The sequence below is a fragment of the Flavihumibacter stibioxidans genome (genome assembly GCF_014332695.1).
In the GTDB taxonomy this organism is placed as follows: domain Bacteria; phylum Bacteroidota; class Bacteroidia; order Chitinophagales; family Chitinophagaceae; genus Flavihumibacter; species Flavihumibacter stibioxidans.
In genome coordinates this window covers 700,702-722,410 of the sequence record NZ_MBUA01000012.1, presented here as the reverse complement: position 1 = coordinate 722,410, position 21,709 = coordinate 700,702, and the positions used below count along the sequence as shown (strand labels likewise).

General features: G+C 48.5%; 16 protein-coding genes. 7 read left to right on the top strand and 9 right to left on the bottom strand.

All coding sequences use genetic code 11. The annotated features are described in order from the left end of the window. Positions 1-6 precede the first annotated feature (6 nt). The 5 genes from BC349_RS10275 to BC349_RS10255 form a co-directional block, all read right to left on the bottom strand. Positions 7-1,059, bottom strand: a complete 1,053-nt coding sequence (locus BC349_RS10275; RefSeq protein ID WP_187256638.1) for an ATP-grasp domain-containing protein — start codon at positions 1,057-1,059, stop codon at positions 7-9. Between the two features lie 10 nt (positions 1,060-1,069). Continuing rightward, positions 1,070-1,315, bottom strand: coding sequence for a PqqD family protein (locus BC349_RS10270; RefSeq protein WP_187256637.1), 246 nt, complete (start codon positions 1,313-1,315; stop codon positions 1,070-1,072). Positions 1,316-1,342: 27 nt separating this feature from the next. Continuing rightward, positions 1,343-1,846 carry a GNAT family N-acetyltransferase gene (locus BC349_RS10265; protein ID WP_187256636.1) on the bottom strand — a complete coding sequence of 168 codons (504 nt, stop codon included), beginning with the start codon at positions 1,844-1,846 and terminating at the stop codon, positions 1,343-1,345. Positions 1,847-2,091: 245 nt separating this feature from the next. After that, the gene (locus tag BC349_RS10260; RefSeq protein ID WP_187256635.1) at positions 2,092-3,582 is read right to left on the bottom strand and encodes a SusD/RagB family nutrient-binding outer membrane lipoprotein; all 1,491 of its coding nucleotides are present in this window, start codon (positions 3,580-3,582) and stop codon (positions 2,092-2,094) included. Between the two features lie 20 nt (positions 3,583-3,602). Then, a complete protein-coding gene (locus BC349_RS10255; RefSeq protein ID WP_222840136.1) occupies positions 3,603-6,809 on the bottom strand; it encodes a SusC/RagA family TonB-linked outer membrane protein in 3,207 nt (1,068 codons plus the stop codon). Between the two features lie 364 nt (positions 6,810-7,173). Between BC349_RS10255 and BC349_RS10250 the strand changes: the two genes are divergently transcribed. After that, on the top strand, positions 7,174-8,175 hold the full coding sequence (locus BC349_RS10250) for a hypothetical protein (RefSeq protein WP_187256634.1): 1,002 nt from the start codon (positions 7,174-7,176) through the stop codon (positions 8,173-8,175). 34 nt (positions 8,176-8,209) lie between these two features. Here the strand turns inward: BC349_RS10250 and BC349_RS10245 are convergent, their stop codons facing one another. Next, positions 8,210-8,824, bottom strand: coding sequence for a hypothetical protein (locus BC349_RS10245; protein WP_187256633.1), 615 nt, complete (start codon positions 8,822-8,824; stop codon positions 8,210-8,212). Positions 8,825-8,878: 54 nt separating this feature from the next. Here BC349_RS10245 and BC349_RS10240 point away from each other — a divergent pair, with 54 nt between their 5' ends. The 6 genes from BC349_RS10240 (at position 8,879) to BC349_RS10215 (ending at position 15,811) form a co-directional block, all read left to right on the top strand. Beyond that, entirely contained in the window at positions 8,879-9,124 is a 246-nt protein-coding gene (locus BC349_RS10240; RefSeq protein ID WP_187256632.1) for a hypothetical protein, read from the top strand. 322 nt (positions 9,125-9,446) lie between these two features. Next, a complete protein-coding gene (locus tag BC349_RS10235; protein ID WP_187256631.1) occupies positions 9,447-9,962 on the top strand; it encodes a DUF2975 domain-containing protein in 516 nt (171 codons plus the stop codon). Position 9,963: 1 nt separating this feature from the next. Continuing rightward, the gene (locus tag BC349_RS10230; protein ID WP_187256630.1) at positions 9,964-10,170 is read left to right on the top strand and encodes a helix-turn-helix domain-containing protein; all 207 of its coding nucleotides are present in this window, start codon (positions 9,964-9,966) and stop codon (positions 10,168-10,170) included. A 75-nt stretch (positions 10,171-10,245) separates the two neighbouring features. Then, entirely contained in the window at positions 10,246-11,121 is an 876-nt protein-coding gene (locus BC349_RS10225) for an ABC transporter ATP-binding protein (RefSeq protein WP_187256629.1), read from the top strand. A 1-nt stretch (position 11,122) separates the two neighbouring features. Further along, entirely contained in the window at positions 11,123-14,632 is a 3,510-nt protein-coding gene (locus BC349_RS10220; RefSeq protein WP_187256628.1) for an ABC transporter permease/M1 family aminopeptidase, read from the top strand. 30 nt (positions 14,633-14,662) lie between these two features. After that, positions 14,663-15,811: a serine hydrolase domain-containing protein gene (locus tag BC349_RS10215; RefSeq protein ID WP_187256627.1), complete on the top strand. Its 1,149-nt coding sequence runs from the start codon at positions 14,663-14,665 to the stop codon at positions 15,809-15,811. 49 nt (positions 15,812-15,860) lie between these two features. Here BC349_RS10215 and BC349_RS10210 read toward each other — a convergent pair whose 3' ends face one another. The 3 genes from BC349_RS10210 to BC349_RS10200 are packed head-to-tail and all read right to left on the bottom strand — an operon-like array spanning position 15,861 to position 21,618. Next, positions 15,861-17,291, bottom strand: a complete 1,431-nt coding sequence (locus BC349_RS10210) for a TolC family protein (RefSeq protein ID WP_187256626.1) — start codon at positions 17,289-17,291, stop codon at positions 15,861-15,863. After that, complete coding sequence (locus BC349_RS10205) at positions 17,281-20,508, bottom strand: efflux RND transporter permease subunit (RefSeq protein ID WP_187256625.1); 3,228 nt, start codon at positions 20,506-20,508, stop codon at positions 17,281-17,283. Before BC349_RS10205 ends, BC349_RS10210 begins: the two co-directional genes overlap by 11 nt. 24 nt (positions 20,509-20,532) lie before the next feature. Further along, positions 20,533-21,618 (bottom strand): efflux RND transporter periplasmic adaptor subunit, encoded by a 1,086-nt coding sequence (locus BC349_RS10200; RefSeq protein ID WP_187256624.1) that lies wholly within the window; start codon positions 21,616-21,618, stop codon positions 20,533-20,535. Between the last annotated feature and the right edge of the window lie 91 nt (positions 21,619-21,709).

Below are 21,709 nucleotides of genomic sequence, written 5' to 3'. Positions count from 1 at the left end.
TGTATTTTACAATTCTCCCATACCGCTGATCTGGTGGAATTCTTTGATATCGGTTATATGGTCCCAGGAATACCGGATAAATATTTTTCCCACTTCGTATTCTGAATAAGGAGGCTGGGCTTCACCCAGCGCCATTCTTGCCAGCGCTGCCGGCTGGTTTTGTCCCGCTGCCGCTGTCAGGTAGATCCAGGCCGGGAATCGCGGATTGATCTCCATGATATACAGTTCATTCTTATCCGTGCGCATGATCTCCAGTTCACAACCGCCTTTCCAGTTGGTAGCTTCCACAAAATCCCGCGCAACCTTTATCAGCGCATCATCTTCCAGCGTGATACCTGCCCATGCCTTTCCCTTATCCGTGATATATAGTTTGCGCATGGGTATGATGCTGATGGCATTCCCTTTTCCATCGCCCAGGATGGCAATATTGATTTCAGTGCCTTTGATAAATTCCTGCACGATGATGGGAAATCCCCATTTTGCCACCAGCTTATAAAATGCTTTCTGTGCCTGCTCCATGGTATGGGCCACTACGGCATCATAGAACTTCCCTTTTACCACCAGGGGATAACCGAAGGATTCTTCGCAGGCATTTAGTTCTGAGATATTGTTGATGACCTTGTCCCTGGGTACCAGGAGGCCATGCTTTTCCCCGAATTTGAACAGGTTGATCTTGTCCCGCGCATCAAACTGTTCCTGTGTGGGCAGGAAAGTGGCAATGCCCATGGATTTCAGGGTGGGCGCCAGTTTGATGAAATTGTGCAGTTCGGCATCAAAGTTCGGGATGATGAGCTGCAGGTTTTCTTTTTCGTGAATATAACGGAGCCGCCTGAGCAGGTTTTCGGAGCCTGCAGCAGGATAGGGTATCTGGTAGGTTTTGTCCACCACTTCATGCATATAGATGCCCGGCTCCAGTGTTTCGTAAGCCAGCCCGATGATGCGTACCGGCCTGTTCAGTCCATCCCTCAAACCACGGATGACGGCGATGCCCGGACCGGGACTGTCAATGGCATTCAGCCCAGTAACGGCTATGGTTAGTTGCTTTTCAGTGTTTTCCATCTTGAAGGTTTTACAGGTTGTCCAACAGGTTCGCGTCTTTCAGCTGGTTCATGAAATCATCCCAGTCCTGCTCCAGCCGCAATGGATCTACCTCATAGGTGTCCAGGATCTGCCCCTTGATGGAACCAGGTGTCATGCCCTGTTTTAATAATTGTAATATTTCAGCCGCAACGGGATTGGCGGAATAGGAATCGCCCGTGGAGGGGTTGAAGATGAACCCCGATTCACTGGTGGCAATGTTTTTTTTGAGAGGCATATACTAATGTTTTAATAGTGCAGGTGATCACCAGGGCCGCAGTTTCACCCAGATATAATCATCCATCAGGGTTTCATTTTTAAAAACCGCTTTGCGGCGCACACCCTCCAGGTAATAACCATTTTTTTCAAGCACCCGCATGGATGCCTTGTTGTTTTCAAACACTTCCGCATAGAGCCGGATAATATCGAAATAGTAAAAACTGTATTCCGTCATTTGCCGTACGGCTTCGGTGGCGATCCCCTTCCCCCAGTAATTCTCACCGACCCAATAACCGATTTCCGCAGATTTGATATACACATCACCATTCAGGATCAGGCCGATGCCACCAACGGCTTCCCCATCCACATCAATAGCCAGATTGACCAGCGGGGTTGAGTCAACCACCTGGTCCAGCCATAGTTTTCCATGCTCTTCCGTATATGGATGGGGGAAATAATTGCGGAGGTTATTCCAGATATTAATGTTGTTGGCATGAAAGACCAGGTCATTCAGGTCTTCCTGTTTCCAGCTTCTGATGGTTGTTGTCATATCAAAAAATTATGCTGCTGCCAGACCTGCCTTAACAATACCTGAAAATTATAAAATGCCCGGTGGGGTTTATGTAATTAAAATCACCTATAGCACTGATTGTTGTGGTGCAAAATGTCATGTAGGGATGGTGCCGCCGCCTTGTACGAGCCGGCATCAGCATAATACCAGGGCCAGGTATTGGCCATAAATGAAAAAAGGCTACCCGTTTAAACGGATAGCCTTGGTTCAGGGTTCTTAGTTGCTTATTTCAGCCACCAGGTCTGGCCGGAGGTTTTGTCATTTCCCTCACCAAACTGGCGTGTGATTGCCGTTAAAAGGTTTTCACTGTTGGTATTGATCTCCGTGGTCGGGTACATGAACCTGTTAGGAAGGTTCACACCGGCAGGCCTCCTGAAAGACGGATATCCGGTGCGCAGCGCTTCGTAATATGGTTCCCAGCTGCGCTGGAAGTAAGAGAGCAGGTATTTCTGCATGATGATCATGGCTACCTTCTCTTCTTCAGTGGTGGCAGTTGAAAAGTTATTGATCGGCTCTGCCAGGTAAGCTGTGGCATCGGCTTCTTCCACATGGGATGCATATCCTTTGGCGTACTGGTTGTAAAACGCGAAGGATGCTTTCACCCCGGCTTCATAGTAAGCTTTGGCATCTCCGCCGATCCATCCCCTGCTTGCCGCTTCTGCCAGTATGAGCTGCTGTTCTGCATAGCCCATCAGGACAGTTGGTTCGGCTGTAGGGTCCTTATAATACCTTTCATTGACTTTAGAGAGATTACCCTGTGTGGCTTTCACGTTAAGGGTACCATAGGGCGCAGCAGGATCGCCACCTTCATAGGAACTGAAGTCTGTGATCGGTTTGCCCGCTTCTTTTCCGCTCTTGGTCTGCGTACAGTAAATGAAGAGCCTGGGGTCCTTCCTTTCCTGCAGGCGCTGGATAAAGGTGCTGTCCATGTACATGCCTGATCCGAAAGAACTGGAGTTGAACTGGGGATAGCGGTTGCTCTGCTGGTCGAGCCATACCAGTTGTGCATTGTCTCCATTGCCCTGCAACAGGGGCTCATTGTTTGCTATGGCACTGAATTTTGTCCTGATGGCCAGGTCGCTGTCGCCTGTCTTCTTTGAAAGTGTCATCAACACTTTCAGCCTGAAGCTGTTCACAAGCTTCTGCCATTTGGTTACATCACCCTTAAAGATGAGGTCACCGGCAATGATGGTCTTCTCGGCTTTCAGGATATCATTGGCTTCTTCCAGCTCTTTCAGGATGCCTGCAAATACTGCTTTCTGTTCGTCATAGGCCGGCGCCTTGTAGTCGCCTATTTCACCCTTGAGCGCTTCGGAATAGGGTATATCACCAAAGTGTATGGTGATATTGTAGAAGTAGAAAGCACGAAAGAACTTGGCTACCGCTTTATAGGAACTCAGGCCTGCTTTCTCTGCTTCCTCAGCCATTTTGGTAATGTCGCGCAGGTTATTGTAGGCGTCAAAATTTCCCCTGTCCCACTTGTAAAACTGTTCCGTGCTTTCACCGTCTGCCTGCACCAGCATTTTGATGGCATAGAGCGGACTGGTACTGTTCATCTGTGATGCCGCCACCAGCTCCAGCCTTGGCAGGATGAGCTGCGGGTTAACGGAAGTAAGACTGTTTGGATTCACGTTGATCTCCTCCAGTTTTCTGCAGGATCCGGCTGTTGCCGCCACTGCCAGAAGGGACCATAATATTTTAGTATGCGTTTTCATTGTTGATCTGTTGTAAGAAATTAGAATTTGAAGTTGAAGGATACGCCAATGTATCTTGCTGATGGATCCTGCAGGTTGTCATCGTTTCCGAAATCTGGATCGAGGTAAGGGATCTTTTTCCATACCAGCAGGTTGTAACCATATACCGATACATCCAGGGCATTTACCTTTTTCAGTTTAACCACTTTGGTGAGGTCATAGCCGATAGATACCCTTCTCAACTTCATAAAGGTGCGGTCGAAAATGTTGGCGAATTTCTTGCTCTCACTTTCTGTTACGGCATTACGGTAAGGATAGTTCTGCGCCCATGACTGCCAGCTTACCGCTTTGGTGTTCTGGGTGTAGGTGCGGGTATCAGAGAGCACATTTCCATCGATATCCCTTTTCAGTTCACCACCTGTCACGATCACACCGGCAGGAACATATACCGGCTGACCAGCGGCGTATTCCGCGTCACGGTATTCAACAGATTCAGGATGTTTGCCACCCCACCACATTTTTTCGTGGGTAAGAGAGCGCATGATTCCGCCCCATGCTCCGTCAATATCGATATCCACAGTGAAATCCTTGATCCTGAAACTGTTCAGGAAACCGATTCTCCAGTTGGGTTCCAGATGGCCCAGGTTAAGGAGATAGGGGTTACGGGTTGGCATGCCGTTGCTGTTAAGGATCAGCTCGCCTGATGCACTTTTCTCCCACTCCCGTGTATAATAACTGTCGGCGCGGTCACCTTTGAACAGGTTGCCCGACTTCCTTTCGTCATTATAGATATCTGTCAGTCTCTTTACATAACGGCTCCAGTTCAATGTGGTATTCCACTTGAAATTACCGGTCACAACAGGTTTGGCGTTGATGACCACTTCAAATCCATTTGTCTTGTACACGTTACCGTTAACCTTCCTGGAAGTGAAACCGGAGGTTACGGATGTGGGCAGGTTGATGATCTGGTTTTCATCAACGGTATGATAGTAAGTGAGGTCTGCAGAGAGCCTGTTTTTGAAGAAGGCAGTTGACATACCTACTTCAAATGAAGTGGATTTTTCGGGTGCAATGCTCCTGTTGAACAATCCGGCAGGATAGGTTACAGATGGCATGGTACCGAATGTGGTGCTCTTGTTATAGGCGGCGCTGAGACTGTAGGGATCAAGGTCACTCAGTACGCTGGCCCAGGAGGCATTCAGTTTCAGGAAGTCGATCTTTGCAGGCATGTTCACAAATTCTGACAACACCGTACTCATTGAAACGGATGGGTAGAAATAGGGCTTGTCAGGAATGGTTGATGACCAGTCCTGGCGACCTGTTGCGTTCAGGTAGATGCCCCTGTAGAGATCCAGGTTTACAGTTCCGTACACACTGCGGATCGCTTTCTCATTGAGGTTGTTGGATGCCATCACCGGACCGGCGGTATTGTTCAGGCTGTACAGGAAGGGCTGGATGAGACCGTCGGTTGACTGATACTCATTCTGCGTTTTGCGGTACAGGGAGGCGGCACCGGCGGTTACGCCGAAACTGATATTGTCATTCACCTTCTTATTGTAGCTGGCCAGGAAGTCGGCGTCCACATTGAGTTGTTTGGTGTTCCAGTTCTTGTAATCGCCATTGCGCGAGTCACCGTAGTTGAGATAGGTCTTGGGACTTTCCATGTTTTCAAACAGGGAACTGCTGCGGGCGTTTAACCGTCCCTGTAAGGTAAGTCCGGGCGCCAGCTGATAGGTCAGTTTCAACTGTGAATTGAGTACATCCCTGTCGTGCTTCTGGTTGAGTTCATAAGCTGCGAAGTATGGGTTGTTGTACCAGGCATAGTTGTAGTTCGCCTGCCTGTAACCGATCATATCCGGACGGTACATATGCGCTTTCAGGTCAGCTCCATTCACGTCATCTCCCATCCAGATCAGGATGGTGTACATGTGGTTCTTGGGGCCATATCCGTAACGGGGGAAGTTGGGCGAATACACTTTATTGTAAGAGAGGTTCGCACTCAGCTCCAGTTTGTCTGTGAGGTTGAAGGAAGAGTTAAACGTCAGGTTACCGGTCTGCAGGGACGAATTGGGAACCTGTCCTTTCTGGTAAGCATGGTTGGCAGAAAAATAGTAACGACTCTTTTCTCCCCTATAGGATGCAGAGAAATTGGTTTCTGTGATCACACCCGTACCAAGGAAGTCCTTCAGGTTATTGTGATAGTTCCAGTCTGTCGGAACCCTTTCGTAACGTGATTTGTTGTCATAGATTGATCCGGCAACATCACCCCACCAGGGAATTGTTTCCCCGGTTTGCTTGTCGCGGATGGGACTGTTCCACTGGGCAACTTTAGCGCCGGTACCGAATTTCGGTCCCCAGATCATATCGCCATCGGAGATACCGCCGTCGTTACCATCCCAGAACTCGTACTTGCCTTCTGATCCGTTACCGTACTGGGTCTGGGTTTCAGGGAATACAGTGAAGCCGGCAGTAACCATGGTTTTGTTGCCAAAGTTGATCTCCAGTCCTTCTTTCTTGGCGTTTTTGGTGGTGATGAGGATGGCGCCGTTCTTACCCCTTGAGCCATACAAAGCCGAAGCCGTTGTTCCTTTCAGCACGTTGATGTTTTCAATGTTGTTGCTGTTGAGATCAAACAGGTCCGATTCAATGGGAACACCATCCACAACAATGATGGGGTTCTTGCCACGGAGTGAAAAGTTGGGAGCCTGGAACATACCGGTAGGGTTGTTTACTGTCAGGCCGGCCACCTGCCCGGTAAGTGCGTTACCCAGGTTGGTTGTCTTTGCCTGTGCCAGTGCCCTTACACCTACTTCCTGTGTGGAGTAACCGAGTTTACGTTTCTGCTGCTTGATACCAATGGCGGTAACCACCACATCGTTCAGGTTGTCTACATTTTTCTGGAGGATGATGTCGCCCAGGTTGGATTGCGTGGCGGGGATCTCCCTTGTTTCGAAGCCAACCATGGAGATGACGAGAACGGCATTATCGCCCGCCTCAATGCTGAAGCGGCCTTCATTGTTCGTTACGGTGAATCGATTCGATCCTTTTACATTGATGGAAGCGCCGGGTAGCGGAAAGCCGGCATTGTCGCGCACGGTTCCGATCACACGGTCAAATACATTGGCGGAGGTTGCTGCAGGTCTCGTGCCCAGCAGGGTGTCCCGGATCGGTTCGGGAGCTGCAGTAACCGCATGTGCCGACAGGATCATTAATCCCGTTGCCGCTAGTGCAGGTAGTTTTCTAAACATATAACAATTGATTATTAATGATGACTTTGCAAGAATTGCAAAGGGACGCATCCTGTGTTAAGCAATTGTTACAGTATGTTTAACTAAACATTATGTTAATGGAATGGTCAGCAATCTGCCCACAGCTTTGTCGTTGTAAAAAGAAATCCCGTCTTTGCTGCCTTTCAATCCAGGGGTGTACAACAGCGGCCAGTAATGGTCTGGTGCGGCTGAACTCATTGTCCCCGATACCGTTCATGGGAGAACCATGGCCGATAAATAATACCGGCATCAGGGTTTCCTGATTTTTATCATAGCGGATTATGTGTAAGGTCCTGAAATCCGGGTTAGATATACTATAGATTCACAGGAGAAATTCCCGGTTATGCTATCCAGAAAATTCCCCCGGAAAACGGGCTCCCTGGAAGGGCTGCTAATCTTGCTGATAGTCCTTCTCTTTCCTTTTGTAAGTATTGCACAAAAAGAACTTCCGCTCCTGACGGAAAAGCCGGGAACTTTCGAATTCCTGAGCCGCACCGATTATACCCGACCTGAATGCGGTTTTTCCAAAACGGAAATAGCAGATCAGTTGAAAGAGTTTTCTGCTTTGGTGAATGCCGTACGCAGGAATCCCGTGCTGGCAGAAAATAAGGGATTCGATGCCAGGGCCAGGATCTATAATATTAACTGCACCGACCTGGGGGCATATGGTATCCAGGCAAGGATCAGTTTTGAGTTTATATCCTGGTACCAGTTGAAAGATGGTAAACCCGCGAGTATAACCGTGGAGCCACCTGAGTGGACGGTCATCGTCAACAGGCAGCGGCCGGCTTCCTGGCCATTGGCAGCACCAGAGTTTTCCGGCGATAAGAATTATTTCATCCTTCCGCCTAAAATGGAAACCATCCGCAGGGGAATTGATCTGTATGACGGTGAAGTGTATGTGCTGTATAATCCTGATCGCCCCCCTTACTGGCTGCCGGTTACCGTTAATGAAGCCTATGCCAGGTTAAGGTCGTACTGGGGCAGCCAGCCGGATAAATTCACGGTGGATTTTATGATGAAGGCCATCGAAACAGAATATGCTGCCATTCCGGAAGCGGACCGAAATAAGCCCGCATATTATGGGGGTACTGAAGGAACCATCGGTGTAACGGCCAACAGCAGTTATTCACCCATATACCGTGTCAATCCTGCTTACTGGAACAAGGCATTACCCAGGTCGGCCATCCAGTTCATGTATTTCCGGATCATCAGCAACCGGAAATTTTTAAAAGACCGTACGGCGGAGAGCCTGCAGAACAACAGTATCAGTTATAATCTGTACAGATTTGAAGAATCGCTGGACATCAACACTGTCTTGTCCCTGCTACCACTAATCAGGTAGGCATCGGTGTTAATTTTTGATATCACGGCATGGCCTAGCCGATAAAATAGGAAACGAGTCCGGTCAGTATCAGGATTGCCCCGGTAATGATTCCTGCATTGTGTTCCAGGGCGTGCCAGTTCATCCTGATAATGCCTTTATAGGCGAGTCGCACCCAGATCAGCATACCTCCCAGTGAAATGACGGCATACATGGTTGCAATCAATAAAAGCAGGAGCGCACTTTTGGCGCCGGCAAGCAGGAAGTATGCCTCGATCTCCATACAGGGTGAAAGGAACATGGCCAATACCAGGGAGCCGATCAGCCTTGATTTGGATTTTCCCTGGAGCTGCTGTTTGTCGATATGGAAATGATGGTGCCTGTAATGCTGGCTGATAAAATAAAATCCAAGTAAAACCAGGATGGATGGTGCCACTATCCTGGTGAATTGTTCAATGGAGTCCATCAGTTCTGCACCAACAAATCCCAACACCACCCCAATGGCAACGGTGCTGATTACATGCGACACGCCTGCAATGAAGGTTACCCGCATGGTTTGGGAAAGGGGCCATTTTTCCTTCCGGGCAATAGCCAGTACAGGAAGCCAGTGGTTCGGGATTACCGCATGCAGCAGGCTGATCAGCAGGCTCCCTATAATTATTGCATTCATTTCGTTGATCCGGTGATACCGAAATTAGAATAATAATGAGAAAATCAATAGTGTATGATGATATACTGCTACCTGTTTGAAAACCTTTGTTTCAGCCAGTTTCGCACGGGCTCATCATACCATTTCAATGCCAGCCAGGCCAGGAGAACGAAGAAGAAGAATAATCCGGTCGCTACGGGAATGATCTCTTCAGCCGCTGGTTTTTTCAAAGATCCGCTGCCATACACCGCTTACGGAGCCGCCCGCACCCATGGCTACGATCAGTGGGAAAGCCAGTATGATTACGCCGGCTTCATATAGTCCATTGTGCCTGATATACGGGACAAAGAAAATCAGTATCAGTAGCAGGGAGCATACGAGAAACGCCATTGGCATGCGGATCAGTTTACCTCCAGCAAATGAAATATTACCACAAGGATGGCTGCGACACCGCGAAGGCCATCCAGGATGGGGAAATGGGGTTTGGTTTTCAATGGTTTCCGGTGTTATGGTAAAACCGGAAGGTATTGTAAATTCTGTATATGCGGGATAGACACCGATCTTAAAAAATTATTGTAAAACAATAAATAATATTTGAAATATAGAAATAAATTCTATTTTTGTGGTAATTAACATTATTTCTATGAAATCGGTTCGTCTGATCGCCGGGGTGTTGTTTTACATTACAAGGGTTACCAGTATCCTGTACCTGGCATCGGCCTTGCATGTGGCCATTACCACCATCTTTAAAACATCCGCCCTCGATATAACGGAAGGAGGAAATATATTCTATGTGTTGTTTCCGTTTACCAGTAAGCCATTCCTGGTGGGTGAATACAATACTTTTTATATGGTTGAAATGGTGGTATTGCTTGGCTTGTATGGACTCTTCTTCTGGCTGCTGGGCAATGTGCTGAAGGCTTTCCGGCTGGACCGGTTATTTACTGCTGCTAATGTTAAACGACTGACCTGGTTCTACCTGGCTAACCTGCTGGTTCCATTGCCTTTCCTGGTATTGCATATTTACCTCCATTATGAAGTGGGAACCCTGGCGATAATGACTGTATTGCACTTTGTGCTGGGAGTTTTTACGTATTTTATGACGGCCATTTTCAGGCAGGGGTTTCATTTACAAAACGAACAAGATCTGTATATCTAGTATGCCAATCATCATCAACATAGATGTCATGCTCGCCAGGCGAAAAATGCAATCGAAGGAGTTGGCAGAACTGCTGGGAATAACACAGGCCAATTTATCCATATTGAAAACAGGCAAGGCCAAGGGTATCCGCTTTGATACGCTGGAAGCGATCTGCAAGGCCCTGGACTGCCAGCCCGGTGATATCCTGGAATACCGGGAAGAGTAAACACCTCCTGATACGTTAAAAAAATGCACTCTAAAGGGTGATGACACTGTATTGCCCAAACTCAAACAATAGATCATGAATACCATTCGGATTCATCAACTGACAAAAAGCTACGCCAATGGGGTTAAGGCGCTGAACAATATCTCCATGGAAATTTCCAACGGTATGTTCGGACTGCTCGGCCCTAATGGCGCCGGCAAATCCACGCTTATGCGCACCATCGCCGGATTACAGCTTCCCGATTCCGGCACCATTACGTTTAATGATACGGATGTACTCCGTGATACGGATGCCATCAAACAACACCTGGGTTATCTTCCGCAGGAATTCGGCGTGTACCCCAATATTTCTGCTACTGACCTGCTGAACCACCTTGCTGTATTAAAGGGCATTTCGGATAAACATGAACGTAAGGAACAGGTCCGGTCTGTACTGGCCCGGACAAATCTCTATGAGCAGCGCAAAAAATCAGTGCATACCTATTCCGGCGGTATGCGGCAACGCTTCGGCATTGCGCAGGCTTTATTGGGTAATCCCAGGATCATCATTGTGGATGAACCAACAGCGGGGCTGGACCCGGAGGAACGCAACCGGTTCAACAACCTGCTGAGTGAGATTGGTGAACAGGTCATTGTCATCCTCTCTACTCACCTGGTAGAAGATGTGAAAAACCTTTGCACCCGAATGGCCATCATCAATAAAGGTAAACTGGTGGCCATCGGGTCTCCGCAGGAATTCATCGACCAGCTAAGTGGTGCTATCTGGTCAAGGACCATAGATAAACATTCCCTTCCCCAGTACAGCGAAAAGTTCAGGATCATTTCCACCACCCTGAATGCCGGCAAACTTAATATTCATGTCCATTCCCCAACCGATCCTGGCAACGGGTTCACCCCCAGGGAGGCCGACCTGGAGGACCTGTACTTTACTGCACTCCTAAAAGCCGAATAATATGTTCAGACAGATCATGTCTTTCGAATGGGTCTTCCTTTCCCGGAAGAGATCCTTCTACCTGGTACTCCTGGTTTCCCTGGCACTTGGATTGTTCATTGCCACTAATGCCAGTTTCTCCTTCCCCAATACCAGTAAAAATTCTCCCTATGTACTCTCTTACCTGACAGGGCTGGCATCCCTGCTCACCATATTCAGTGTAACCATACTGGCAGCACAAACCCTGTTCCGGGAAAAGGATGCCAATTTTGAATCCATTCTTCATGCCCTGCCCATAAAGAAGGGGCCATTCATAACCAGTCGCTTCCTGATCGTTTTGGGTATTACCACACTCGGGTTTCTTCTTCTCATCACTGGTATTCTGCTTGGATATGAGTTATTGGGAAAACCCGGGGAAGAACTGACCCGCTTCACCCCCTGGCATTATGTGCAACCCTTCCTTCTCCTGGCTCTTCCAAATATTTTCTTTTGCACGGCAGTTATCTGCAGTATTGCCTGGTTTACCGGGAATAAACTCATTGTCTACATTGCAGGGGTATTTATCTACTTTTCCTATTGGGTGATCGCGTTGTATTCCAACTCCCCGCTGGTGGTCTCCGCTTCCCCTGCAACCGCCGAAGCAATGGATATGGCGGCAAAACTGGATCCGTTTGGACTGTCGGCATTCTTCGAACAGACCAGGTATTGGTCGGCCGCGGATCGGAATACAAAACTGGCCGGACTGCATGGCAACCTTCTCCTTAACCGCCTGCTTTATCTCACCATCAGTTCCTTAATCATGGTATTGGTTTATAGCCGGTTCAGATTCAGCAGAAATGACAAAAAATACAGCAGAGAAAAGACTCCGGCTGCGGGCAAAACAACCATTGCCGCGGCCTGTCATGTGGTGAACACAAAACCGGCAGGGCCTGTTTACGGTATCCGGTGTTTCCTGAGTTTTGTCGGGATGGATGTCCGCTTTATTGTAAGGAGCTTCCCGTTTCTGTTGCTCTGCAGCGGGTGGATCCTTTTCTATGGAATAGATATATATGGACATATCAACGGCGGCAGCCGGATCCCGGAGCGTTTTGCCGGCACCGGATTGATGGTGAACAAACTGCTGGAATCCCTGCCTGTCTTTTGTTTGCTGGTCCTGTTGTTTTATGGAAGTGAACTATTCTGGCGAAGCAGGAATATGAGGTTTTCGGCTTTGGAACAGTCCACACCGGTTCCATCTGCCGCCGTATTTTATGCCAAATGGTTTTCCCTGGCGCTTATTCCTTTACTGCTGATGAGCCTTAGTATACTGGTCAGCGTTATTATTCAATTGCTGCTGCAGAACAGCGACCTCAACTGGAAATTGTATGCATCCCTTTTCTACCTCGCAGGTCTTCCATTATTCCTGTGCGCCGGCATCATCATCAGTTTGCAGTCCTTGTTTCAGCATAAATACATGGCCCTGGTCGCATCGGCAATAATACTGGCTTTTACCAGTACAAACCTTGCCGGCATGATGGGACTTCACCATCCACTTATCCGGTTTACCGGCGCCTTCAGGGGAAATTATAGTGATATGACGGGATGGGGTCCATACATACGTGCATTCCACTGGAAGATCGTTTTCGGAACCGGAGTAGTGGTGCTGCTGGCATTGCTGGCAACCAGGCCGGCGATGCGGATGAAGTCTTTTCCGCGCCGGGTTTCCGCAGTGCTGGCAATGGTCATGGTGATGGTTTCTGCTTACACCATAATGAGTAATACAAACCAGTCCGGCCTGGAGGATGTCAATGACAGGAAGCAGGCCTATGAAGAAAAGTACCGGAAGTATGAGCATCTTTCACAACCAGGTATAGCCGAAGTAAGCACCGCTATTGACCTCTTCCCGGAAGAAAACAGCTACAGGGTCAGCGGCAGTTATACATTGGTGAACCATTCCGGCCAGCCGATCGATACACTGCTGTTATACCAGGATGCTGATATGAAGGACCTGGAGGTCCGGCTTCCAAACAGTAAACTCCTGCTGAGGGATGAAAGTTGCGGACACCGGATGTTCAGGTTGGAGCATCCCCTGCAGCCGGATGATTCGATCAGGATGTCCTTCCGGTTCAATTATTCCTGGTCAGCCTTCCGCAGGCATAGCTTTCCCAACACAATAGTTGAAAACGGAACTTTTATCAGGATCAGCAATTACTTTCCGGTCTTTGGATACCAGGCCGATAATGAAATCAGTGATGCCACCGAAAGGGCCCGTCGTGGGATGAGTACCGCAAGGGCATTAAAAAGCGTAGATCATGCAGATAGTACAACTGATCCCCATCAATTCATCCGGTTCAGCAGTGTGATTTCTACAGGCGAAGGTCAGACCGCAATTGGAGTTGGCGAGCCGGTTAAAAACTGGAAGCGGGGCAATCGGAATTATTTTGAATACCGGGCATCATCACCCATTCCCTTTCGTTTTGCAGTAGCCTCTGCCAGATATGAGGTCAGAAAGATTCAATTCAATGGTTATGCTATTGAAGTTTACTATCATTCGGGTCATACCGAAAATATCGGTCACCTGCTGGATGCTGCAAAAGAAACACTGGCCTACTGTGAAAAGAATTTCGGTAAATACCCTTTCAGAACATTGCACATTGCCGAGATCTCCGCATTCACCAATGGCGCAGCCGGAACAGCTTATCCCAACAGTTTCTTTATTAATGAACAATTTGGCTTTCAGAATAAGGTCGCGAAGGATCCGAATAAAGACATCCTGTATGAACTGGTCAGCCATGAACTGTCCCATGCCTGGTGGGGTAATACCCGGCTCAACCCAAACTGGCAGGAGGGAAGCAAAATCCTTACAGAAACACTTGCCATGTACACCGAACTGATGTTATATAAAAAGGTTTATGGCGAAGCCAGTATCACAGACCGGGTTCGTGTACACAAAGACATCTACCTGAGTGAAAGAGCCCTTTCCGATGAAGAACCCCTGTACCGGTCGGATCCCGGCAAACCGCATTTGTGCTATAACAAGGGCATGGTTGTCATGTACCAGCTGTATAAAATGCTGGGAGAGGAAAATGTTAACAGGGCACTCAAAGGACTGCTCAGGGATCATGCCTATCCCGGCAAGCCCCCAACCAGCCTGGATTTCCTGGAAGAACTTTACCTGGTATCGGAAGCATCCACCCATCCGGCAATAGACGAGCTGTTCAAAAAAATTATCACCCATGATATCAGGCTGAATGCCGCGAGCCTTCAAAAACAAACTATGTCATCCATGCGGTTACACCTCGATGCCGCGTTGTTTAAATATGAAGAAGACGGGAAAGGAAATAAAAAGAAACTGGCCTTCCCGGATGCGGTTGATCTGTTGATCCGGTTCAAAAATTTTCCGGACAGGATCATCAGGGTCCCGGTTAATGATGGCCTGATCAGCCATACCATATCACTGACCCGACAACCCATTTATGTTGAACTGGACCCGATGATGAAACTGATGGACATTGACAGGGAAGACAATGGTTATTTGCCGGCTTTTAAGTAGCTTCCTGATTATTCAAAAAAATCAACTGAGATGGTCACCCGCTCAATCAGGCAGTTTGCTATTACCGGAATACTAACCTTGTGTATTTTTCTTCCTGGTTACGCCCAGCCTGAAAAAGCAGAAGCCGGGATCAATGCCCTCATGCAACAAAAACAGGTGGTTGGCTTATCTGTGGCTGTGGTGAAAAACAACAAGGTCATCTATTCCCAGGCCTTCGGACTAAAGGATCTGGAGTCCGGTACCCCGCTGGACAAGGACCATATTTTCAGGATCGCTTCTATTTCCAAGTCCTTTTCCGCCACTTCCATCATGCAGTTAATAGAACAGGAAAAACTGTCCCTGGATGACGACATGAGTAAACTGGTTGGTTTTACGATCCGCAATCCTGCCTTTCCGGAAACTGTCATCACCCTGCGCCATGTGCTCTCACATCGTTCATCCATCAACGATAGCCAGGGTTATTTTACGCTAGATGCCATCAATCCCGATAAAAACCCCAACTGGGCAAAATGCTACAATACCTACGAGCCGGGAACGGGTTATATGTACTGCAACCTGAATTATAATATGGTGGGCACCATCATTGAAAAAACATCAGGGGAAAGGTTTGACCAGTATGTGAAGCATCATGTGCTGGATCCGCTCCGGCTCTATGGTGGCTATAATGTAAACCTGCTGGATTCTTCACGCTTTGCTGCCATCTATGAATACCAGGTCGACTCGGCCCGCTTTGTTTTTTCCCCCGGCGCGTACGCGTCCCGCAAGGAAGAAATTGACAATTACCAGATGGGATATTCCACCCCCATATTTTCACCCACCGGCGGTATGAAGATCTCGGCTGGTGACCTTGCCCAGTATATGATCATGCACATGAAAAAGGGCCGGCACAGGGGCCAACGGATCATGTCAAAACAGAGCGCCTTGCTGATGCAGGCACCGTTGCCGGGAAAGGAAAATTACGGACTGGCCATTTCCACTACGGATAAATTGATTGCCGGTAAAACGCTGAAGGGACATACAGGTTCTGCTTATGGGCTTTACAGTGCCATGTTCTTTCATCCAAAGGAAAAATGGGGCATCGTGGTGATCAGTAATGGCTGCCATCCAGGTTACACCGATGGCTTTAATACGGTGATCCGGCAAACGGTGGAACTGCTGTATAACAGCCTGATTTTATAAATATAAAAATGGGGTTCAACGTTTATGCTGAACCCCATATATGGTTGGCTTAATTCCAGCCTCCTCCCAGCGCTTTATAAATATTTATTTTGGCGATCATAGTTTTTAGTTTGATCTCTATCAGGTCAATTTTAGTTTCCAGGGCTTCCCGCTGGGTTAGCAGCACTTCCATGTAATCTGCCCTTGCTGAGTTAAACAGGTTGTTGGAAATGGTGATGGATTGGGTTAAAATTTCAACTTCCTTCGATTTTGTATCCTGGCTTTTCGCAAAGTTGTCGATCCTGCTGAGCTGGTTGACTACTTCGATGTGCGCATTCAAAATACTGCGCTCATAGTTGTAAATGGCCTGGATCTGTTTCAGGTTGGCATTGGCATACATGGCCTTGATGGCGTTCTTGTTAATCAGCGGCGCCACCAGGTCCCCGGCCAGGTTATACAGGATGGATTCCGGCTTGATCAGCAAGGTCGGATCAAATGCCTGTAATCCAACGCCCGCGGTTAACCGAAAAGACGGATAAAAACTGGCCCTGGCTACCTGGATATCCAGCTTTGCCGCACCCAGCTCCAGCTCAGCCTGTCTTATATCCGGACGGTTAAGTAATAGTTGCGAGGGGATTCCGGCCTGAACAGGATCCTGTCCCCACTCGTTGAAGGATGCCATATTTCTGGCTATGGGTTGCGGAAACCTGCCCACCAGGAAATTGATCCTGTTCTCCGTTTCAATGATCTGTTGCCGGATGGCATATTGAAGGTTCTGGGTGTGCAGCAGTTGCGCATCAAACCTGTTGACCGCTAACTGCGTGGCTTTGGCTGATTCTTTTTGCATTTTCACCACCTGCAATGCAGTTTTCTGGATCTCTACATTTCGCTCTACGATATCGAGTTGCCTGTCCAGCGCCAGCAATTCATAATAGGAGCCGGCTATTTCCGCAATGAGATTGGTAACCATGAAATTCTTTCCTTCAATGCCCGACAAATACCGCATTACGGCCGACTTCTTTGCATTGCGGAGTTTTTTCCAGACATCCAGCTCCCAGGATGCATAGGCCCCGATCATGAAATCCGGAAGCGGCCGGGGAAATTCCTTCCCGGGCTTGATCTCGATGTTTTCATCCACCGCGCCATGTCGTGTAAACCTGCCGTCTTTCTCAAAACCAGCACCGCCCATGATGTGCACAAAGGGAAGGTATTCACCCCTCCTGGCCTTCACTTCATTGGCACTCATTTCAATTTCCTGAAGCATGATGTTCAGCTCCTGGTTGTTTTTCAGCGCGGTATCGATGAGGGCCACCAGGTTTGGATCAGCGAAGTATTGCCTCCATTGAATAGTAGCCTGGTTGGTGGTGTCCTGCGAGTTGTTATAACTCGCAGGAACTGCCTTGTTTTCCTGCCTGGATGCCAGCTCCGGTGTCTTGCAGGCCCAGAACCAGCACAACAGGAAAACGTAGACCGGATATTTTGTTAGGTGTTTATTTATCATTTCTGTTGGTAATTCTTGTTAGTAATTTTTTGATCTTTCTGCTGAGTGCCCGATCAGATCCTTCCTCTACAAAATCTTCACTCAATGGGTTTTCGTCTTCATCCCTGATCAGCTTTTTGCCTTCGGTCATTTTCCCGGCGATGTAGTAAAGTCCGGGTACAACAATCACCCCAAAGAGTGTTCCCGTTAGCATACCGCCGAGTGCGGAGGAGCCAATGGTTCTGTTGCCCACGGCGCCCGGACCAGTGGCTACCACCAACGGAATCAATCCCGCAATAAACGCGAAGGAGGTCATCAGGATCGGACGGAAACGCACTTTGGAACCTTCAATGGCAGCTTCCAGCACTGTTGCCCCTTTCTGGTGTTTCTGTACGGCAAACTCCACGATCAGGATGGCGTTCTTTCCCAATAAACCTACCAGCATGATCAATCCCATTTGCGCATAGATATCATTGGCCAGTCCCATCATTTTCAACACCAGGAAGGATCCGAATATGCCCACAGGCAGCGACAGCAGCACCGCCAGCGGGATGATAAAACTTTCGTACTGGGCTGCCAGTACCAGGTACACGAAAATCAGCACCACAATGAAAATGTACAGGGCCTCGTTACCCCTGGCCGCTTCATCAAATGACAACCCTTCCCAGGCGATGTCATAACCCTGCGGCAGGGTTTCTTTCGCAACTTCCTGGATTGCCTGGATTGCATCACCACTGGTGTAGCCGCTTGCCGGAATACCCTTGATGGAAGAGGAGGTGTACAGGTTGAAACGCGTGATCTCGTTGGGGCCCTGCGTCTTTTTCATGGTCATGAAAGCAGAGTAGGGCACCATTTCACCATGATCGTTTTTGATAAACAGGTTCATGATGTCGGAGGGAAGCTTCCTGTACTCCGGTGCTGCCTGCGTGTACACTTTAAAGAAATTACCGAAACGGATGAAACCCTGCTCATAGGTACTGCCCAGCAGGATGTCCAGGTTGTCCATGGCCTTGCCGATGGATACACCTTTCTGCATGGCCAGTTCATTGTCGATGATGAGCTCGTATTGCGGATAGTTGGCTGCAAAGAAGGTGAACAGTCCGGTTAGCTCTTTCCGCTTCTGCAAAGCAGTCATGAACTCCTTGTTCACTTTGTCAAAGTCCTGGTAATCAACCGTGGTGTTTTTATCCAGCAGACGCAGGGAGAAGCCATCGGAAGAACCATAGCCGGGTACGGCGGGCGGTTCGAAATATTCAATCACCGCGCCGATGTCCTTTGTTTTTTCCTCCAGCTCTTCAATCACTTCCTTCACGGAGTGATGGCGTTCGGACCAGTCCTTCAGGTTGATCAGGCAGGTGCCCGCGTTGGAACCCCGGCCTTCGGTCAGGATCTCGTATCCCGCCAGTGAGGAAACTGATTTGATGCCGTCCACTTCTTCCGCAACCTGCTGCAGTTTCCGCGCAATTTCATTGGTCCTCTCCAGGGTGGCGCCAGGAGGGGTCTGGATGATGGCATAGATCATTCCCTGGTCTTCATTGGGAATGAAACCTGCCGGCAGCGTTTTGTCCAGCGCAAAGATTCCAAAGCCAAATGCCACTAAGATTCCATAGGTGACCAGTTTACGGTTAACTATCAACGTGAGTAAGCCCGCATACTTCCCGGTAAGTTTTTCAAAACGGTGGTTGAACCAGTCCAGGAACATGGTGACCGGCGTCTTCCTTCTTTTCTGGCCATGTGTATTTTTCAGGATCATGGCGCAGAGTACGGGTGTAAGGGTAAGTGCCACCACACCCGACAACACAATGGAACTGGCCATGGTAATGGAGAACTGCCGGTAGAAGATCCCTACCGGACCTGTCATGAAGGCAACCGGAATGAATACCGCTGTCATTACCAGGGTGATGGCAATGATCGCGCCGCTGATCTCACCCAGTACTTTTTTCACCGCGTTGTAGGGAGATAAATGTTCATCGTGCATTTTCGCATGGACCGCTTCCACCACCACAATGGCATTGTCCACCACAATACCGATGGCCAGTACCAGGGCGAACAGGGTTACCAGGTTGATGGTCAGTCCGAAGATCTGCATGAAGAAGAAAGTACCTATCAGCGATACGGGTACCGCGAGGATCGGGATCAGCGTGGAGCGCCAGTCGCCAAGGAAAATATATACAACCAACGCCACCAGTATAAAGGCTTCCAGCAGGGTGTGAAGTACTTTTTCAATAGAGGCGTCTACAAATTTCGACACATCATAGTTGATCTCATAATTCATTCCCGGCGGGAAGTCTTTCTTTAATTCTTCCAGTTTTACTTTTACCTCATCAATCACTTTGCTCGCGTTGCTGCCAAAGTTTTGTTTCAGCACAATGGACGCCGCCGGATAACCATCCTTATTGGAATAGATGTCAAAGAATTCGCTGCCTAATTCCACTTCGGCTATATCTTTCAGCTTCAGGATCTCTCCATTCGGATTGGCTTTGATGATGATGTTTTCATACTCTTCCGGTTTGTTAAACCTCCCTTTGTAAGTCAGTACGTATTCGAGCGACTGGGCCGTTTTACCGGAACTTTGTCCCAGCCTGCCTGGTCTTCCGATTACACTTTGTTCATTCATGGCTTCCATCACCTCATCCGTGGATATGCTGTATGCCCGCATCCTGTCTGGCTTCAGCCATACCCGCATGGCATACTGGCGACTACCCAGTATCTGCGCCCGGCCCATGCCCTTGATCCTTTGCAGCTCAGGCAATACGTGCACGTTGGCGTAGTTGTACAGGAACTTTTCATCTGCGTTTTTATCCTTGCTGAACAGGTTCACATACATCAGCATGCTTGGCTGAATGGGTGTGATCACCACCCCTTCGCGCTGCACCAGCGGCGGAAGGTTGTTCATGACCTGGTCGACCCTGGTCTTAATATTCACTACAGCCGCGTTGGGGTCTGTGTTGGGTTCAAATACGACCTGTATGGTGGCTTCGCCGGCGCTCGTGGCATCAGAGATGATATACTGCATGCCCTGTACGCCATTGATGGCCCTTTCCAGGGGAATCAGGGTGGACTTTACCAGTACATCTGCGCTGGAGCCGGGATAGGCAATAAAAACCATCACCCTGGGAGGGGCGATCTCGGGGAATTGTGATATGGGCCTTGTCTTGATAGCCAGCACCCCCAGGAAAATAATTGCCAGGGAGATGGCTATAGCCAGTACAGGCCGCTGTATAAATTTGCTAAACATGTGTATTGTTTATTTGATTCAATCTTATTCGGCATGTAAATCATTCAACTCCGACAGTACTGTCTGGGGCTTTACAAAATCAACCACAATCCTGTCGTTGTTTTTCACCTTCCTTAATCCTTCCAGCAGAATCCTGTCCTCCTGTTTTAGTCCGCCGGTGACCACATACAAATGAGGCATTTCCACACCCACGGTGATCTCCCTTGATTGCACACGGTTGTCCTTGTCGATGACATACACGTATTTTTTATCGAGGATTTCGAAACTGGCTTTCTGTGGTATGATGAGCGCGTTTTTCAGTGGAATGGGCATCATGATATTTCCGGTTTCCCCATGCCGCAGGATACCTTTGGGATTGGGGAAAGTGGCCCTGAAGGCAATATTGCCGGTCTCATTGTTGAAATCTGCTTCAATGGTTTCCACGATGCCGGGATGATCAAAGAGTTGCTTGTTGGCCATTTGCAACTGCACTTTCCGTACACTGTCTGATTTTGCCCTGGTTGTATAATCGAGGTATTCTGCTTCGGGTACATTGAAATACACCCACATTTTCCTGTTGTCAGAAAGGGTGGTTAGAAGTTCTCCTTCTTCCACCAGGCTTCCCAGTCGCATGTGAAAACGATCCATCATGCCGTCAAATGGCGCGCGGATTTCTGTGAAGTCCAGGTGGGTCTGTGCCAGTGCCAGTTCAGCTTTTGCTTTATCCAGTTTGGCTTTGGTAAGCGCCAGTTCATTTGGTGATACAATATTGCTGTCGGCCAGGCTTTTGGTATTCCTGTATTCGATTTCCGCGAAATTCATTTCCGCTTTTGCCTTTTGCATTTCTGCCTTGTACAAAAGGGGCATGACACGGAACATCAGTTGCCCTTTATGAACATACTGTCCCTCGTCTACATATATATTCTGCAGGTATCCCTTCTCCTGTGACCTGAGTTCAATATGACTGGCGGACTGCACCTGGCAGACATACTCCTTGTGAACCAGTGTGTCTTTCAGAACCGGGTTGGTAACTAAAAATTTGGTTTCGCTTTCCTTCTCCTGTGTTTTGTGCTGACAGGCTGCAAAGAATATTAAGGATGTGAGACTGCCGAGAATAAATATCCTCTTCATGTAAAATTCGTTTTTAGTGGTTGAATGCGTATAGGGGGGCGCTGCATGGTCATGGCCATACAGACAGCTTTCCCCACGCGTGTGTAGAAGT

What these genes read in the sequence shown, in the direction of transcription:
- BC349_RS10240 (WP_187256632.1), top strand. Translation starts at nt 8,879, where the DNA reads ATGATGATATACTGCTACCTGTTTGAAAACCTTTGTTTCAGCCAGTTT.
- BC349_RS10235 (WP_187256631.1), top strand. Translation starts at nt 9,447, where the DNA reads ATGAAATCGGTTCGTCTGATCGCCGGGGTGTTGTTTTACATTACAAGG.
- BC349_RS10265 (WP_187256636.1), bottom strand. Translation starts at nt 1,846, where the DNA reads ATGACAACAACCATCAGAAGCTGGAAACAGGAAGACCTGAATGACCTG.
- BC349_RS10270 (WP_187256637.1), bottom strand. Translation starts at nt 1,315, where the DNA reads ATGCCTCTCAAAAAAAACATTGCCACCAGTGAATCGGGGTTCATCTTC.
- BC349_RS10260 (WP_187256635.1), bottom strand. Translation starts at nt 3,582, where the DNA reads ATGAAAACGCATACTAAAATATTATGGTCCCTTCTGGCAGTGGCGGCA.
- BC349_RS10210 (WP_187256626.1), bottom strand. Translation starts at nt 17,291, where the DNA reads ATGATAAATAAACACCTAACAAAATATCCGGTCTACGTTTTCCTGTTG.
- BC349_RS10220 (WP_187256628.1), top strand. Translation starts at nt 11,123, where the DNA reads ATGTTCAGACAGATCATGTCTTTCGAATGGGTCTTCCTTTCCCGGAAG.
- BC349_RS10215 (WP_187256627.1), top strand. Translation starts at nt 14,663, where the DNA reads ATGGTCACCCGCTCAATCAGGCAGTTTGCTATTACCGGAATACTAACC.
- BC349_RS10230 (WP_187256630.1), top strand. Translation starts at nt 9,964, where the DNA reads ATGCCAATCATCATCAACATAGATGTCATGCTCGCCAGGCGAAAAATG.
- BC349_RS10200 (WP_187256624.1), bottom strand. Translation starts at nt 21,618, where the DNA reads ATGAAGAGGATATTTATTCTCGGCAGTCTCACATCCTTAATATTCTTT.
- BC349_RS10225 (WP_187256629.1), top strand. Translation starts at nt 10,246, where the DNA reads ATGAATACCATTCGGATTCATCAACTGACAAAAAGCTACGCCAATGGG.
- BC349_RS10245 (WP_187256633.1), bottom strand. Translation starts at nt 8,824, where the DNA reads ATGAATGCAATAATTATAGGGAGCCTGCTGATCAGCCTGCTGCATGCG.
- BC349_RS10250 (WP_187256634.1), top strand. Translation starts at nt 7,174, where the DNA reads ATGCTATCCAGAAAATTCCCCCGGAAAACGGGCTCCCTGGAAGGGCTG.
- BC349_RS10275 (WP_187256638.1), bottom strand. Translation starts at nt 1,059, where the DNA reads ATGGAAAACACTGAAAAGCAACTAACCATAGCCGTTACTGGGCTGAAT.
- BC349_RS10205 (WP_187256625.1), bottom strand. Translation starts at nt 20,508, where the DNA reads ATGTTTAGCAAATTTATACAGCGGCCTGTACTGGCTATAGCCATCTCC.
- BC349_RS10255 (WP_222840136.1), bottom strand. Translation starts at nt 6,809, where the DNA reads ATGTTTAGAAAACTACCTGCACTAGCGGCAACGGGATTAATGATCCTG.